Annotated in this window: 12 protein-coding genes; 4 read left to right on the plus strand and 8 right to left on the minus strand. The window is 66.8% G+C overall.

The genetic code is table 11. The features are described from left to right. The first annotated feature begins 150 nt into the window (after positions 1–150). Positions 151–1443, plus strand: coding sequence for a helix-turn-helix domain-containing protein (locus AB0H42_RS29575; RefSeq protein ID WP_357062065.1), 1293 nt, complete (start codon positions 151–153; stop codon positions 1441–1443). A 390-nt stretch (positions 1444–1833) separates the two neighbouring features. Here the strand turns inward: AB0H42_RS29575 and AB0H42_RS29580 are convergent, their stop codons facing one another. The 5 genes from AB0H42_RS29580 to AB0H42_RS29600 all read right to left on the minus strand — a co-directional run bounded on the left by AB0H42_RS29580 (position 1834) and on the right by AB0H42_RS29600 (position 8383). Then, positions 1834–3141 carry an FAD-dependent oxidoreductase gene (locus AB0H42_RS29580; protein ID WP_357062066.1) on the minus strand — a complete coding sequence of 436 codons (1308 nt, stop codon included), beginning with the start codon at positions 3139–3141 and terminating at the stop codon, positions 1834–1836. Between the two features lie 348 nt (positions 3142–3489). Beyond that, a complete protein-coding gene (locus tag AB0H42_RS29585; RefSeq protein WP_357062070.1) occupies positions 3490–3951 on the minus strand; it encodes a RidA family protein in 462 nt (153 codons plus the stop codon). Between the two features lie 25 nt (positions 3952–3976). Further along, positions 3977–5362: an FAD-binding oxidoreductase gene (locus AB0H42_RS29590; RefSeq protein ID WP_357062073.1), complete on the minus strand. Its 1386-nt coding sequence runs from the start codon at positions 5360–5362 to the stop codon at positions 3977–3979. Positions 5363–5366: 4 nt separating this feature from the next. After that, entirely contained in the window at positions 5367–6944 is a 1578-nt protein-coding gene (locus AB0H42_RS29595; RefSeq protein WP_357062075.1) for a D-aminoacylase, read from the minus strand. An 11-nt stretch (positions 6945–6955) separates the two neighbouring features. Further along, positions 6956–8383, minus strand: a complete 1428-nt coding sequence (locus AB0H42_RS29600) for a Na+/H+ antiporter NhaC family protein (RefSeq protein WP_357062078.1) — start codon at positions 8381–8383, stop codon at positions 6956–6958. A gap of 124 nt (positions 8384–8507) precedes the next feature. Here AB0H42_RS29600 and AB0H42_RS29605 point away from each other — a divergent pair, with 124 nt between their 5' ends. Then, positions 8508–9371 carry a LysR substrate-binding domain-containing protein gene (locus AB0H42_RS29605; RefSeq protein WP_357062081.1) on the plus strand — a complete coding sequence of 288 codons (864 nt, stop codon included), beginning with the start codon at positions 8508–8510 and terminating at the stop codon, positions 9369–9371. A gap of 442 nt (positions 9372–9813) precedes the next feature. On the opposite strand, the gene AB0H42_RS29610 is transcribed toward AB0H42_RS29605, so the two are convergent. From AB0H42_RS29610 to AB0H42_RS29620, 3 genes are all read right to left on the minus strand, one after another. Continuing rightward, a complete protein-coding gene (locus AB0H42_RS29610; protein WP_357062084.1) occupies positions 9814–10836 on the minus strand; it encodes a site-specific integrase in 1023 nt (340 codons plus the stop codon). After that, entirely contained in the window at positions 10833–11291 is a 459-nt protein-coding gene (locus AB0H42_RS29615) for a hypothetical protein (RefSeq protein ID WP_357062086.1), read from the minus strand. Before AB0H42_RS29615 ends, AB0H42_RS29610 begins: the two co-directional genes overlap by 4 nt. 871 nt (positions 11292–12162) lie before the next feature. Further along, on the minus strand, positions 12163–12582 hold the full coding sequence (locus AB0H42_RS29620; protein WP_357062089.1) for a hypothetical protein: 420 nt from the start codon (positions 12580–12582) through the stop codon (positions 12163–12165). A gap of 42 nt (positions 12583–12624) precedes the next feature. On the opposite strand from AB0H42_RS29620, the gene AB0H42_RS29625 reads away from it, so the two are divergent. Next, positions 12625–13497: a hypothetical protein gene (locus tag AB0H42_RS29625; protein WP_357062092.1), complete on the plus strand. Its 873-nt coding sequence runs from the start codon at positions 12625–12627 to the stop codon at positions 13495–13497. A 38-nt stretch (positions 13498–13535) separates the two neighbouring features. Next, on the plus strand, positions 13536–14030 hold the full coding sequence (locus AB0H42_RS29630) for a hypothetical protein (protein ID WP_357062094.1): 495 nt from the start codon (positions 13536–13538) through the stop codon (positions 14028–14030). The last annotated feature ends 262 nt before the right edge of the window (positions 14031–14292 follow it).

A 14292-nucleotide genomic window follows, 5' to 3' on the forward strand; every position in this document is an offset into this window, starting at 1 on the left:
CCTGCGCCGGCGCGATCTCGGACCCATCGATACGACATCTGTCAGCTCCCAGGAACCGTCCAAAATCCGATAGCATGGGCGCACTCGTTCAGGCTTCCAGCCGATAGGCGGATGTCGGCGCGACGGGCATCAGAGCCAAGGAGCGGTACGGTGAGACCTCGCATCGAAGAGGACCTCGTCGGGTCCGATCGACGTCATGGGCCGTCGGCATTGACGACCATGGACTTCGACGCCGTGCAAGCCATCGTGGACGACCTGGCCGACCGTCTCCAGAGATCGGTCGCCGTGGACGACACATCCATCCGGCTTATGGCATCGAGTCGCCACTTCGGCGAGGAGGACGAGCTGCGATCAACCTCGATCCTCAATCGTGAGATCCCTGGTTCGGTTGCCGAGCGCATCTTGGACATGGGTATCGCGGACTGGACGGAGCCCGGGTGGGTCGAAGACGCCGAGCTGGGCCTGAGGCGCAGGTTGTGTGTACCCGTCCGGTATCACGGCTTGCCGTTGGGATACATGTGGCTCATCGAGTGGCCGGCCCATCCCATCGCGACCGCGGACGTGGAACGGGCCGTTGCCGCAGCCGCCCACGCCGGCGTACTCCTCTTCCGCGGTCGGCTCACCCACGAACGGTTGAGGAACCGCCACGAGGCGGTGCTGCGCGAGCTGGTCTCCTCGGACGAAGCATCACGAGCGCAAGCGGTCGAGGACCTACGGGCCGAGCAGGTCTTTCCCGAGCACGCCCGGCCGTATCAGGTGCTCGCGGTGCGGCCGACGACCTTGGCCAGCAGCACGACGGGCGACCCCGAGCTGCAGCAAGCGGTCCAGGAGGCCGCGGGACGACTGCTGTCTGGTACAGCCATGGCGGTCGCAGGTCCGGCGCGCGCCTGGCTGCTACTCGCCGGGGCGGAGCCGTGGTCCGACCTTCGCGTCGAGTCGTTGCGAAGCCAGATCGCCGACCGACTGGCCACAGGAAAGTCGGGCGAGCCTGACGTGACCTTCGGTCTGGGCGGAGTGGTCACGAAGCTGAGCGACCTACATCTCTCGTACCGTCAGGCTTTGATGGCGGCCCGTGCCGCGGACCTCGTGACGTCGTTCTCGCCGTTCGCCAGGTGGACTGATCTCGGTCCATATCAGCTGCTGCTGCGGATGAACAGCAGCGACATGGCCGCGGTGTCCTCCGTCCCGGCCCTCCAGGCCCTCCAGGCTGCCGACCATCACGGGGTCCTGCTCGAGTCCCTCGAGTGCTTCCTCGACCACGCCGGCGACGTCCGTCGCGCCGCCAGCGTCGCCTGCGTTCACCGTGCCACGTTCTACCAACGTCTCAGGCGCATAGAGGACGTGACGGGGTGTGACCTCGGGTCCGGTTCGGACCGCCTGATGCTGCACCTCGCACTGAAGATCCGCGCCCTGACACCCGAGTCCAGGACGCTCGGCCCATGACTCCGGGGACTGCTCGGGACTGACGGTCCGGATCAGGCCGCGGGCCCGAGCTACTGCCGCGGACTGCTTCGTCTCGTCCATCATCGCTCCTGGCTGCTCGCCGCCGCGGCGACCGGCGGCGGTCGCGCTGCTCACCGGCAATGTAATTGCCACGCCACGTCAGGTGGTCAGATCCACCGGCGGGCATTTTGTGTAATCGGCGGCCGCGAAGAACATGACCGGGATACCGCTGTCCTCGAGTCGTCCGAGCGATAGTCTCGGCGACTGGTTGTACAGCCGGACATGGCGCTCCCCGTCCGACTGGTGTGGTGAGGACGTGACCGTGCGGGTCCTCGCGACATCGCCTCGTCGCTGGGGCCAGTCGCGGTCGCGTCCTGTCCGGCCGATGCGCTACCCCATTACCGTTCCACTGGACTCGGCGTTGACCGGGCGCCGGCGGGAGTAGGCCCCGAGGTCGACTGCCAGTCCGGTCCGTTCCCCCTTGTACTGGACCGGGTCGCCGTCGTGGTCGTGCCCGGCCTCGACGGCCAAGATGATGTCCCGCATGAACTGGCCGGCGACCGGCGCGTTCTTGAATTGGTTGCCGCTTGTGCCGATCGCGACGTAGAAGCCGTCGAGGTCCGTGCGGTCATAGATGGGCGTCCAGTCCGAGGAGACGTCGTAAACGCCGGCGATGCCCCGCGGCCGCGGGGGTACGCCAAGCTCGCCGAAGCGGCGCGCAGCGCGGATCACCTGCGCCTCAAACGCGGTGGGAGTCGGGTCGAGGTCAGCGGCATCCGGGTCGTCGATCCACGGCAGGGGATCGCACTCGGGCTCGGTGCCGCCGATGTAGAACCCGTCGCCGGGCGTGCCACGCATGTACGTGCCGATGTCGAGGTCCGCGATGACCGGGCCGATGCGGTCCCCGTCGTTGAAGCCTGGAGGCGCCGTCACATAGTGCACCTCCTGTCGCATCGGCCGGGTCGTGATCGTGAATTCGTCTCCCACACCGGCCATTTCGTTCAACTTCGGCGACCAGGGCCCGGCTACGTTGACGACCACGGGTGCGCTTACTCGTTGCCCGTCGGTCAGGTCGACGCCGGCGACGCGGCCACCGGACCGCCGCACGGCGGTGACCTGGCTTCGGAAGAGGAACTGTGCGCCGGCCCTGCGCGCGGCGGTGGCAAGGTTGCCGGCGGCCAGCATCGGGTCGTCCACGAAGCCTCCGTCGGGAGTCCACATGGCGCCGAGTTGGCCCACTGGATCGCCCCAGAAGGCCTCGTCGTCGGGCCGTTTGGGAGGCCAGAAACGGCCGGGATCGAGGCCGGGGACGCGGGTGGCGAGGGTCGTTGCGTCCCAGAGCTCGTACGGCACGCCGGCCCGGTCGAACAGGGGCATGACTTTTTTGGTCGGAGCAATCTCGACGTCGAGGAACACCATCCCGGTGCGTCGGAAGCCAGCCATCCCCGCGGGGTCGACCATGCCGAGGTGGTCGGCCCAGTCCTCCCAGCAGTGCTTTGACTCCCACGCTGCCGCGACGCTGGGGAAGATCGAGTAGTTGAACCGGACCACGGCGCTCGAGGCGCTAGTGGAGCCCTGGCCGGGTCCGTGGAGCCGGTCGACGACGACGACCCGTAGGCCGGCGCGTGCAAGCTCAAGGGCGGTCGAGGAGCCGATGACACCGGCCCCAATGACGATGGCGTCCGCACTCAGGTTCATCTGACAAGGGTCCAATACCGGCGGACTCCCGGGAATGGTCGTCTGTCAACGAATCGGGTGGCCGACCGCGACAGAAGAAGCGCAGGGACCGCGAGGTGCGTCCTTCGACCGTTGCTCCATTCCCGGCGCGTGAGGACGCGGCGGGCGTTTCTGGGGTGCTCCGCAGACGGGCACAACCTCAATATCAGAGGCAGAACCCCCATCGATCACCTCACCGGCCGATGTCGCGGGGGGTCAGCCCTTCGAAGAGACGCGTCTACTCCAAGCTGCCGCCGCAGTCGCGGCCTGAACTTGCCGGAGCAGCGACGCGTCCGATGCCGATCGGAACGGAGGGCAGTGCGGCCGCGATCACACCTCGAACACGAACTCGACCTCCACTGCGGAACCACGCGGCAGCTCGGCCACGCCGACGGCCGACCGCGCATGCCTGCCCGCCTCGCCGAATACCTCGCCGAGGAACTTCGACGAGCCATCGATCACCTGCGGTTGCTGAATGAACCCCGCCGCGGAGGAGACGAATCCGACCACCTTGACAACACGGACGACGGTGTCGAGGCCGACGAGGGCGTGGACGGCGGCCAAACCGTTCAGCGTGCAGAGCCGGGCGGCGTCCGCCCCCTGCTCGACGGTGACGGTCTCCCCCAGTTTGCCGACGGTGGTGCAGACCCCGTCGACGAGGGGAAGCTGCCCGGATGTGTACACGAGGTTTCCGGTGCGCACCGCGGGCAGGTACGCGGCGGCCGGTGTGGGCACGGTCGGTAGGGCGATGCCGAGCTCGCGCAGCCGTTCGGTCCAGGTGGTGGCTGTCATGTGGTCGAGAGACCTTTCGCGTTCGTCAGAGCTGTGGGTTCGCGGGAAGGATTGCGGGATTGAGGATTCCGGCGGGGTCGAGGGCGGATCGGATCGCACGCATCAGCTGGAGGTCCACCGGGGTGCGGCCGAGTCCGATCCACGGCGCCTTCGCACGTCCGACCCCGTGCTCGGCGCTGATACTGCCGTCGTGCCGGGCGACGAGGCGCAGCACCATATCGGTCACGGCTTCACGCTGATCGTCCGCGACGTCAAGGAGATTCACGTGGATGTTGCCGTCCCCGATGTGCCCGAAGCAGATCGCCCGCACTCCGGGGAAAGCGTCGCTCATCCGGACCGTCAGTTCCGCGAGGAAGCTTTCGATCTCGCGCAGCGGCGTGGAGAGATCGAGTTTGACCGGCGGCGTCGTCGAGACCGCGCTGACCGCCTCGGTGTGGCTCTCCCGGTAGTTCCACAGTCTGTGCGCCGGGCCGTCCTCGATCGACGCGTCGACGATCACCGACTCGCCTGCGGTCAGCGCGTCGAGCAGCAACTGCTGTGCGTCCGCCTGACCCGACACCTCGACCAGCAAGGCGAACGGGGTGTCCTCCGCGAACGGCGCCCGGAGCGATTTGTGCTGCTGGACCAGTTCGATTCCCGACCTCGTCATCAGCTCGGCGGCCTCGAGGGTCAGACCGGAACGCTGCAGAGTGTCCAGGAACCCCAGTGCGCCCCCCATCGATTCCACACCGACAAGTGCGACCTTGGTGGCTCGCGGGGAGACCACCAGCTTCATCCGGACGCGGGTGATCACCGCGAGGGTGCCTTCGGCGCCGGTGAGCAGGCCGGGCAGATCGTAGCCGACGTTGTCCTTGGTGAGTTCTTTCCACCGGGTGAAGACGGTGCCGTCCGCGAGGACGGCCTCGACACCGAGCAGCTGCGCTCTGGTGTTGCCGTTCTTGATCATCCGGATGCCGCCGGCATTGGTGGAGACGATGCCGCCCATCGTCGCCGAATCGCGCGACGCCAGGTCGATGCCGAAGTCGAGACCGTGGTGGCGGGCCGCACGCTGTGCCTCCGCGACGGTGACACCCGCGCCCGCGTCGATCGTCCGGCCAACTGGATCGACCCGGTCGATCCGGTTGAGCCGCACCGTGCTGAGCACGATCTCGCCGTGCATCGGGACGGAACCGCCGACGAGGCCGGTGTTGCCGCCCTGCGGAACGACCGCCATCCCCGCACGGTGACACGCCGCGAGTACCGCGGCCACCTCGCCGGTGTTCGCCGGCCGCACGACGGCGGCGGTGTACCCGGTCCAGCGCCGGGTCCAGTCCGTGACGAAACCCGAGATCAGCTCCTGCTCGGTCAATACGTGAGCCGCACCCACGATTTCGGTCAACTCAGCTGTGAGCGACCGGGTTTCCACCGTCATTCTCCTACTTCCTTCTACGGACAAGTTGTCCCGCGCGGGCGCCGGTCACCGTGCCGTCAGCCACCGCGACTACACCGTTGACCAGCACCGACCGCACACCGTGCGCCAACTGCCAGGGATGTTCGAACGTCGACGTGTCCTCGACCTCGTCCGGATCGAACACCACCACGTCGGCCGCGTAGCCGGGAGCCAGCGTTCCGCGGTCGGCGACGTCGATTCGCGCCGCGGGCAGTGTCGTCATCTTCCGGACGGCCTCCTCGAGCGGCAATACCTTCTCTTCCCGCACGTACCGCCCCAGGACGCGGGCGAAGGTGCCGAAACTACGCGGGTGCGGACACCCCGGGCCGGTGGCGGTGAGCACCCAGCCGTCACTGGCCACCGACACCCACGGATGCTCCAGGACCGCCCGCACATCCGCTTCCTTCATCGCATGGTTCACGATGGGCGCCGAACCATGGTGTGCGGCCAGGATGTCGAGAGCCGCCTCGGCAGCATCGGTGCCGCGTTCGGCGCCGATCGCCGAGATCGACATGCCCACGTACTGCTGGAAGTCGCCGGGCGGGAGGTCGGCGATCACCACGCCGTCCGGGTCGATGTCGCGGCCGAACCGGCTCCGCAGCTCGGCTGCGACCTCCCGGCGCTGCTCCGGTACCGCGAGCCGCGCGAGCAGGGCCTCCCGGCCTCCGTCGACGGCCCACTTCGCGAGGCGCGAGGACAGATCCGTGCTCGACGCCGTGTACGGGTACACGTCGGCGGTGACGTCGACACCGCGTTCCCGTGCGGAGTCGATCAGGTCGAGTGCTGTCCGGACCGACCCCCAGTTCTCCGGACCCATCGCCTTCAGATGCGAAACCTCCACGCGCGCACCGGCGGACTCCGCGACGGCGATGGCTTCCGCCACCGCGGCGATCAACTCGGATGCTTCGTTGCGCACGTGTGTCGAGTACAACAGCCCGACCTCGGCCGCGACACCGACGAGGGTGCGCAACTCATCCGTTTCCGCGAACAGTCCGGGAATGTAGATCAAACCCGTCGAGAACCCGACCACCCCGGGGGCGGTGGCCGCGTCCCGGACGACATCGCACATCGTCGCCAGCTCATCCGTCGTCGGAGGGCGGTCGGCCGCGCCGATGACGGTCTCCCGGAGGGCATTGTGCCCGATTTGCAGGCCCAGGTTCACCGCCGGCGCGCACGCCGTGACCGCCGCGCCGAACTCCCGCGCATCGGTCCAATCCCAGGTGAGTTCGGCCTTCCCGAAAACTCCGGCGCCGGGCGGCGCGCCACGATGCCGATTCGGGAAGGGAGAGTGACCGCAGTTCCCGGTGATCAGCGTCGTCACTCCCTGGACGAGCTGGGTCTCGGCGGCCGGGTGGCCGGGAAGGGTGAAGTCGGCGTGCGAGTGCAGGTCGATGAACCCCGGTGCGACCACCGCGCCGGTAGCATCGATCACCGTGTCCGCACGGTACGGCCCGTCACCGATCTCCACGATGCGACCGTCGCTGACGGCCACGTCGGCGCGGCGAGCTGCCGCACCGGTCCCATCGACGACCAACCCTCCGGAGATGACGATGTCGTAGCTCAAGATGTTGTCTCCTAACGGGTTTCGATGTACATGATCGCGACGTACATGACCGTCGCCGGTATCAGCAGGCACCATCCGGTGATCAGCATGTTCTTGAGGCTGGTCGACCGGGCGAGGCCGAGCGCACCGAACTGGTTGGCGTTCGGGAACGGGCCGTAGGTGTCCGCCTTCGACGCGAATAGCAGCACGATTACCCAGGTGCCCACGCCGACACCGATGGTGCTCGCCAGCCCCCCGAACAGGTTGTCGAGCAGGACAACCTGCGCCGCGGTGGCGCCGGGCACCCCCACCCATCCCAGCAGTGCGATCGCGACCGCGAAGGGAAACGGTCCCAGATTCTGCAAGCCGCTACCGTAGGACTCGAGCACGACCGTGAACGGGTCGATGAGATTCACCGCGTTGAACAACACCGCGAGCAGCCAGAACAGTAGAAAGATGCTGATCAGCGACGCGGCACCGGTATAGACCCGGTCGGCGATCTGTCGCGGCGACAGACCACCCGCCAGGCCGGTGGCCATCGCCAGGACCGGTAGGGCAAGCAGCGGGAAGGCGGTGCCCGCCGAGGTCACGGTCGCGTAGACGACACTCGCCAGCAGTGCAACGACGAACACGGCCGTCGCACGGGACACATGCGGGTTGGCCACCTCGGTCTCCGATTCGAGTTCCGACTCGTCGTAGAAGTCGTCCTCGTGCTCGGTTCGACGCTGCATCCACGGCACGATCACCAGGCCCAGGACCAGCGACAGCAACGCCAGTGGCCCGGCTCCGTAGAGCACGAACTGCAGGTACCCGACCTCGGCGGCGTCCATGATCGCGACGTTGGAGCCTGCGAACGGTGCGAGCGCGAGACCCGCACAACCGCCGATGAAGATGGTCGACGCGGTCGCGCTGCGCGTGAACCCCGTCTTGGCGGCGATCGGCAGCAGAAGCGGCACGGCGATGGCGAGAGCGCCGGCGAGTGTGCCGAGTGCGGCGACCAGGATCAGACAGGACATCATCATGCCGAGGGCGACCGCGGTGCGGCTCCGGTCCCCGGCGACGCGCATCACCGCGCGCACGATCTGGGTGGCCACACCGGTGGCACGTAACACCTCCGCGAGACCGGCGCCCAACATGATGATCAGGCCGATCATCGTGATCTGGTCGCCGACCGATTCGCCGAGCAGAGCGGCCGCCGCGGTCGGCGCCGGCATCAGGATCAGCAGTGCCGACGCGATCGCGACGACCGTCGCGATCATGATGTCCATACCGAGCAGCGCCAGCACTGCGTACAGGGCGACCGGCAGCAGCCCCCACATGGTGGCGCCGTCGACAACCACGCCGACGACGATCGACACCAGCAGACCCACCAGCGCGAGGCCGGTGGCGACGCGGGATGTCCGCGGTGGTGGCGCCGCGGGCGGCTTCGCCGCTACTGCGGTGTTCGTGTCGTATGCCATGGGAAGTCCTCGTTGTCAGCCACATCACCGCGATAGCGGTGCGCGAACGAGAGCTTCCTCCGACCTCACCGCCGCGTCCAAGACAGATTCTCGATCGGTGATCACTTTTCTTTATAATGGCAGAATGAACCTCCAACGCGCCCGCTATCTCGTCGCGGTGGCAGAGCACTCCAGCTTCACGCGGGCCGCCGCGGCACTGCACGTCGCCCAGTCCGCGCTGAGCCAGCAGATCAAAGTGCTCGAACGCGAGGTAGGGGTGACGTTGATCGACCGGAACGGCCCGCGGATCGGACTCACGGATGCGGGCGTAGTCGCCGTTCGCGAGGCGCGATTCCTGCTCGTTGCCGCGGATCGGGCACTGATGCGGATCCAGGCCGCCGCCAGCGGGAGCGCGACACTGCGATTCGCACATACCCGATCCTGGGCGGGCGGCGCGATCGCCGACACCCTCGACGCGTTCCGCACGCGGTTCCCCGACGTCGCGATCGACGAACATCGAGGTTTCACGAAACGGAATCTGGAGTTGGTGCGGGAGGGCGTGGTGGACATCGCCGTAGTGCGGCCTCCCGTCGACGAACCTGATATGACCATCGAGGTGATGGACCGCGAACAGCTGCTACTGGCCGTTCCGGCGAACCACCCGTTCACGACCATGGACCGGATTCGACCGGAGCAACTGGTCGACGAGCCGGTCGTGTTCTGGCCGCGCTCCAACGGACCCGGCATGTACGACTGCATCGTCGAACAGATGTGGCCCGACACTGCACCGCGCGTGGTACGCAGTGAAGCCGACGACGAACAGGTCCTGCACGCGGTGGGAGCGGGAGTGGGGATCGCCCCCATGCCCGCTGGACGCGCGAACACCTTTCGCGTTCCCGGCGTCCATCTCTGTCAGCTCGACGGGCCCCCGAAGTATCTGACCGTCGGGATCGCCTATCGCCCCGACAATCCCAACGCGGCGCTGCGAGACTACCTCAATTTGATCTGAGCAGAGGCAGCCCCGATCGCTGCCACGGCGCAGACTGAACCGGCGAGCTGCAGCGAACTTCGCATCCTGGCCTTCGCAAGGCCGATACGTGCTCCGATCGCGGTGCGTGGACGTTGCTCCCGACCGCGATGAAGCGGACAGAATCGTACTGGCGGCAGAGACATGCTCGCGGCCCGCGAGGTGCGTGGTCGGGTCGAGGCATGGACACGGCCTTCGGGCAGAAATGCCGCGGAATGTGTCCGGAGAGGACAAGAGCCCCTCGCGCAATGCCCCGACCTGCGAAAATGTCAAGAGCGAACTATTGCGATACTGCATAATCGCAGTTCAGAACATTACGAGAGTGTCCGGAGGGGGATCAGAACACTGGGTTTGCAGCAGTTGCACCGGGGTTCGGTGTGCATGCAGCCAGAGTACACCGATGTTGTAGTTGTTCCTGGTCAGGTCATGAACTCCTCGGGTGCGCAGGGCTGTTGCGGGCGAGGGGGTGTGGTTGCCCGGTCAACGCTGAGAGCGCCTCGGCGCATTCGGGCAGGGATGCTGTGGTGTAGATCGGTGTGGCCGATAGGCCTGGGTTCTTGTGGGCGGCGTAGCGGCGGGCGATGGCCTCTCCGTAGTGACGTTCGACGTAGGTCAGAGTCGTGTGTCGCAGCCAATGCACGGTCACACCTTTGGCATCGGCCCAGGCGAGGTGGCGGTGGAATCGATTGTGCAGGTGGTCGTAACGGCGGTCGGTGATCGGTCTGCCGTTACGGGTGCGCAGAACTTGATGCCGTGCCGGCGCGGAGGCAGCGCCGCGGTGAGCGACATGGTCGAGTAAACGGTGCATGAGAAGGGGTGTGATGGGATGCCAGGCGTCGACGCCGCCTTTGTGGTGGAGCAGGACGGTGGAGTCGTCAACACTGAGGTCGTCGACTCGGAGTGTCAGTGCTGCTTCGCGGCGGCAGGCGGTTTCGATGTGCAGGCGCACGATCAGGGCGTCGAGTTCGGGGTCGTTCCCGGTTTCGACGGCGACGCGGCCGAGTTCGGCGACTTGGTGTGGGGTGAGTGCGTGGCGGGTGCTTTCCAGTTTCGGCGGCATAGGCACTTTGGTGGCGGAGTTGGCGGCAGGGATGATGAGGCCGTCGAGTTCCGCGAGCCGGTAGAGACGCCGGATACCGTGCAGGAGGTTACGAGTCGCGGCACTGCCACCACGCCAGTTCGACCGGACCACGGCGCCGGCTTTGTACCGGTTCATCAACTGCAGGACCTCGGTGGGAGTCGGATCGGACAGGCGCCGCGGCCCCCATTCGGCGAGCAGCAACCGCCAATAGGCGCCATAACACTCCTGTGGGGCTGCGGATTCGGTGGCCAGAATGTGCGGGATGAATTCGTCGAAGGTCGCTTCGACCGGTGTAGGCGTGTGATGCAGGCTCGTGACCTTGTGGGTGAAGGTATTGCGCAGCACGCTGAGGGTGTTGTCCTTCATGACTCGCTCCGACGCAGGTCGGGGCAGTGGGCTTGTACTGCGGCGGCCAGGATCCGCGGTGGCAGGACGGCGAGTATCTCCGCGCTGGGCGAGGCGACGACCAGGACCCGGTCACCCGGGTAGAGACAGCACCGGTTCCTGATCCGCGACGGCAAGACCACGAACCCGGAAGCCGGTAACTGGTGACCCTGGGGTGCGCGGCGGATCACGATCACCCCCTGTCGCAGGGTCATAGATACCATCTGTCCTCGCGGCCAGTTCAGATGGCGGACTGTGGCGCGGGCGGCGAGCCGGCCCTGATTGTCCATTGCGGTCACCGAGCAGTGCAGATCAGTGGGGATATGCTCACCGAAGGTGTCAGGGAACGCGAACTCGGTGACGAGACTGCCCGATACCGGTGTTGTTGGAGTGGTCTCGGAGTACAGGCCGCCGAAGAACTCCCCCGCCATGCTCATACCGAACTCCCCCAACCCATCGCGGAAACAGGCGCGAGGACCGACAGCGGAGACCACCCGATTACGGGTCCGATCAACAGATTCCCGGTCTCCCGCTGCGGCCTTGCCGTGAGACCGCTACCCGAGCGGGCCGGCGGGCCACCAATCAAGGATGCCCTGCTGTTTCGCTGTTCGGATCGAGGGTCGGTTCGGTCGCGGCGGGTTCGGAGGCACCGGCAATCATGATGGCCGACGACGTTAATACCGGCTAGGGTCGACCACGCACGAAGGGTCACGGCCGTGGGTGGATGGGGCATAGGGCACCGCTTTCACGCCTGCCAGCTGACTTCCCCCAGCTCCGACGGCGGGAGTTGCGGCACAGGCCAGGGCTCGGCAGAGAAGGCGTCGGCCGAGGTTGCAATGCCCCGTGCAAAGCTCCGGCCATGCCACGGTCCGCTGCCTGATGCCCCTACCTCGACGCTCGATGAGGCATAGCCTTGCAAGGCTCCACGATCAGCTGATATCGGCGGTCGGTGCGGTCTTGAAACTCGTCGAGATAGACGTGGCTGTAGTCGCGCGGATCGCGCCGGGGGTGTGCAACTTGGGTTCGATGGGATCGAGAGCGAACCGACGACAGCGTGCCTGGATCAGCTTCGCCGATCTGTAACCACACCTGGAGCGCGCACATCGGCGAGGAGATCTACCGGAATCAGGTCGGCGCGCCGGAACCACGACGGTCGGGACCGCTGGAGTCAACCGGAATCGTCTGGACGCGTGGCCGAAGCGCCGACCCCCGGGCGACCGGTACCGACTACCGCTGGTGCAGTCGACCAGGGGCCCTGCTCGGTTCAGCACCCGTTCGTTCCGGGAGCGTTGGCGTCGAGACCGGATGTCAGAGTTGGCCGGGCCAGGCAGCCATCGTCTCGCGGTTGATCAGCCAGTACAAGTTTTGGATCTCCTCGGCCGGGGCGTCGAAACTGAGTGAGCATTCCGCGGTTTCGCCGACCGATGCGGGTTCGCGATCGCAGTGCACCACGACGTCTTGACCGTATGCCTCGTTGTGCGTATCGCTGCTCTCGTTGCCGGGCGTGAACATGAACTGCTCGGACTCACTGATCGGCACGCCGGCGTCGTTGTACACACCGGGTTCCTGTACCCGCTCGAGACGCAGTGGTGAGGTCATGCGCACCGTTGTCCCGCCGTCGCTGGTGGTCAGGGTAGGCGGCCCGGCGACGGTGATCGCGTAATCGCTCAACCGCATCTTGTTCGGAAACGTCTCGAATTCCGTATGTCCGACGACAAGCACGGTCATACTGGCAGACGAGGTCGACTGATCCAAGGGGGCGATTCACGGATGCCGAAATCCAAGGGGCGCAAGCCAAAACGTTCCACAACCCGTTCACAAGGGCGTGGCGCGCGAGCACACAGCGGATACAACCCCGGCCAGCTGGGCATCCCCGCACAGCTGATCGCGAACATGGTCGCCGCCGCTCCACCCGACCAGCTGGTGGAGATGCTGCCGCCGTTTCTATGGTTGCACCACTCCACCGGCATCCGGGCCGATCTGTGCGTCTCGGCAGCGATATCGTTGCACCACGCCTACGACCTGATCGGGATCACGGCCCGGCCCACCGCCGTCGAACTCGTCATCGCGCACCGAACCCGCGGCACGCTGACCCGCTACGGCAGCGGCGGAGCCTCCTGGGACGGCGAGCAGTTCAACGCGCACTGCGTACTGTGGCTACCGGGATCCGGCCGCTGGGTCGATGCGACCGTGATGCAATACCCCGAGGTCCGGGCCTCCATGCCGCTACCGGTCATCGGCCGTATGGCCGGCTCGATCGGGGGTGGTCCGGCCTCCCGCGCGTCCCTGGCCGAAGGACGGCTCGCGGCCGGCACCCACATGACCGTGCCCCGCGAAGACCTCATCTTGGACTACACGGTCCTCACCGAAGACCCCGGCGTCGTCACCGATCCCCTCACCGCGGATCCCGAGAGGGCCGCGTTGTTCCGGTCCTCCGGAATCAACCTGATCTCCAACGCCCTCGAATGGTGGCGCCGCCCCGGCATCGTCGAACGCGCCCGCACCGCCCCGTATCCACGCCTGCATGCCCTGCTCGACGCTGTGGGACAGGCTCCGGTCCACGTAGACGCGGACGGAAACCGAACATTCGAGACCACGCCAGGGGCCAGGACACGCATCGACGAACTCCTGCCCGCCGCCTGACCGCCGGACAACTGGAGCGTGCGCCGGAGGTGAGCGAAGTGACGGTGGCGCTGATTGCAGCGGTGGCGGGGGTGCTCGGTGTTGTTCTCGGGCGTGTCTGGGACCATCGATCGGAGTCGACGCGCTGGCGCCGGGATCAGAAGACGGCCTGCTACCAGCGTGTCGCCGAGGAGTTCCGGGCCACGTGTGAAGGAGTACGCACGGTGGCACTCGCTGACCGGTCAAATCCGGAGTTCGGCGAGCTGGTCACGCGTGTGCGGATCGAGACCGCGGGGTGGGATAACGCCTACGCGGCCGTGCGGCTCGTCGGCTCACGTCCGGTTGTGGTGGCCGCAGCACTGTTGGACGGCGCGATGACCGAGCTCTTCGACACAGTTCAGCAACGACAGTTCACGAGCGAACAGTGGCGCGAGACCAGGAAACCCACCGACAGGGCGTTCGCGAACTTCATCATCGCGGTACGCCGTGAACTTCGGCTCGACCCTGTTCCGGCGCAGTATTACCCAGAACTCGACCCGCCCCTCCCCGGCTGAATCGCTGCATATGCCCGCACGCTGCCCCCGGGTACGGCCATCATCCGGGGATGGCGCCTTCCAGCGTGACGGGCCACTGCTGTCCCCAACATCGATGTGCCGGCCCCCCGGGCCGATCCCCGCACTCCTCGGGGCGGCACACGACGTCGATATTTGCACCCGCCGGTCAGGCGGCATCGTCGACGCGTCGCGGGGTTGTGTCCGTGATTCCGATGGGGTCCCCGGACCACGCAGCCATTCGTACAGAACGCGCCAGAAAAGG

The sequence above is a fragment of the Nocardia sp. NPDC050799 genome (genome assembly GCF_040654015.1).
Taxonomy (GTDB): domain Bacteria; phylum Actinomycetota; class Actinomycetes; order Mycobacteriales; family Mycobacteriaceae; genus Nocardia.

What these genes read in the sequence shown, in the direction of transcription:
- AB0H42_RS29580 (WP_357062066.1), bottom strand. Translation starts at nt 3,141, where the DNA reads ATGAACCTGAGTGCGGACGCCATCGTCATTGGGGCCGGTGTCATCGGC.
- AB0H42_RS29585 (WP_357062070.1), bottom strand. Translation starts at nt 3,951, where the DNA reads ATGACAGCCACCACCTGGACCGAACGGCTGCGCGAGCTCGGCATCGCC.
- AB0H42_RS29590 (WP_357062073.1), bottom strand. Translation starts at nt 5,362, where the DNA reads ATGACGGTGGAAACCCGGTCGCTCACAGCTGAGTTGACCGAAATCGTG.
- AB0H42_RS29600 (WP_357062078.1), bottom strand. Translation starts at nt 8,383, where the DNA reads ATGGCATACGACACGAACACCGCAGTAGCGGCGAAGCCGCCCGCGGCG.
- AB0H42_RS29605 (WP_357062081.1), top strand. Translation starts at nt 8,508, where the DNA reads ATGAACCTCCAACGCGCCCGCTATCTCGTCGCGGTGGCAGAGCACTCC.
- AB0H42_RS29610 (WP_357062084.1), bottom strand. Translation starts at nt 10,836, where the DNA reads ATGAAGGACAACACCCTCAGCGTGCTGCGCAATACCTTCACCCACAAG.
- AB0H42_RS29615 (WP_357062086.1), bottom strand. Translation starts at nt 11,291, where the DNA reads ATGAGCATGGCGGGGGAGTTCTTCGGCGGCCTGTACTCCGAGACCACT.
- AB0H42_RS29620 (WP_357062089.1), bottom strand. Translation starts at nt 12,582, where the DNA reads ATGACCGTGCTTGTCGTCGGACATACGGAATTCGAGACGTTTCCGAAC.
- AB0H42_RS29625 (WP_357062092.1), top strand. Translation starts at nt 12,625, where the DNA reads ATGCCGAAATCCAAGGGGCGCAAGCCAAAACGTTCCACAACCCGTTCA.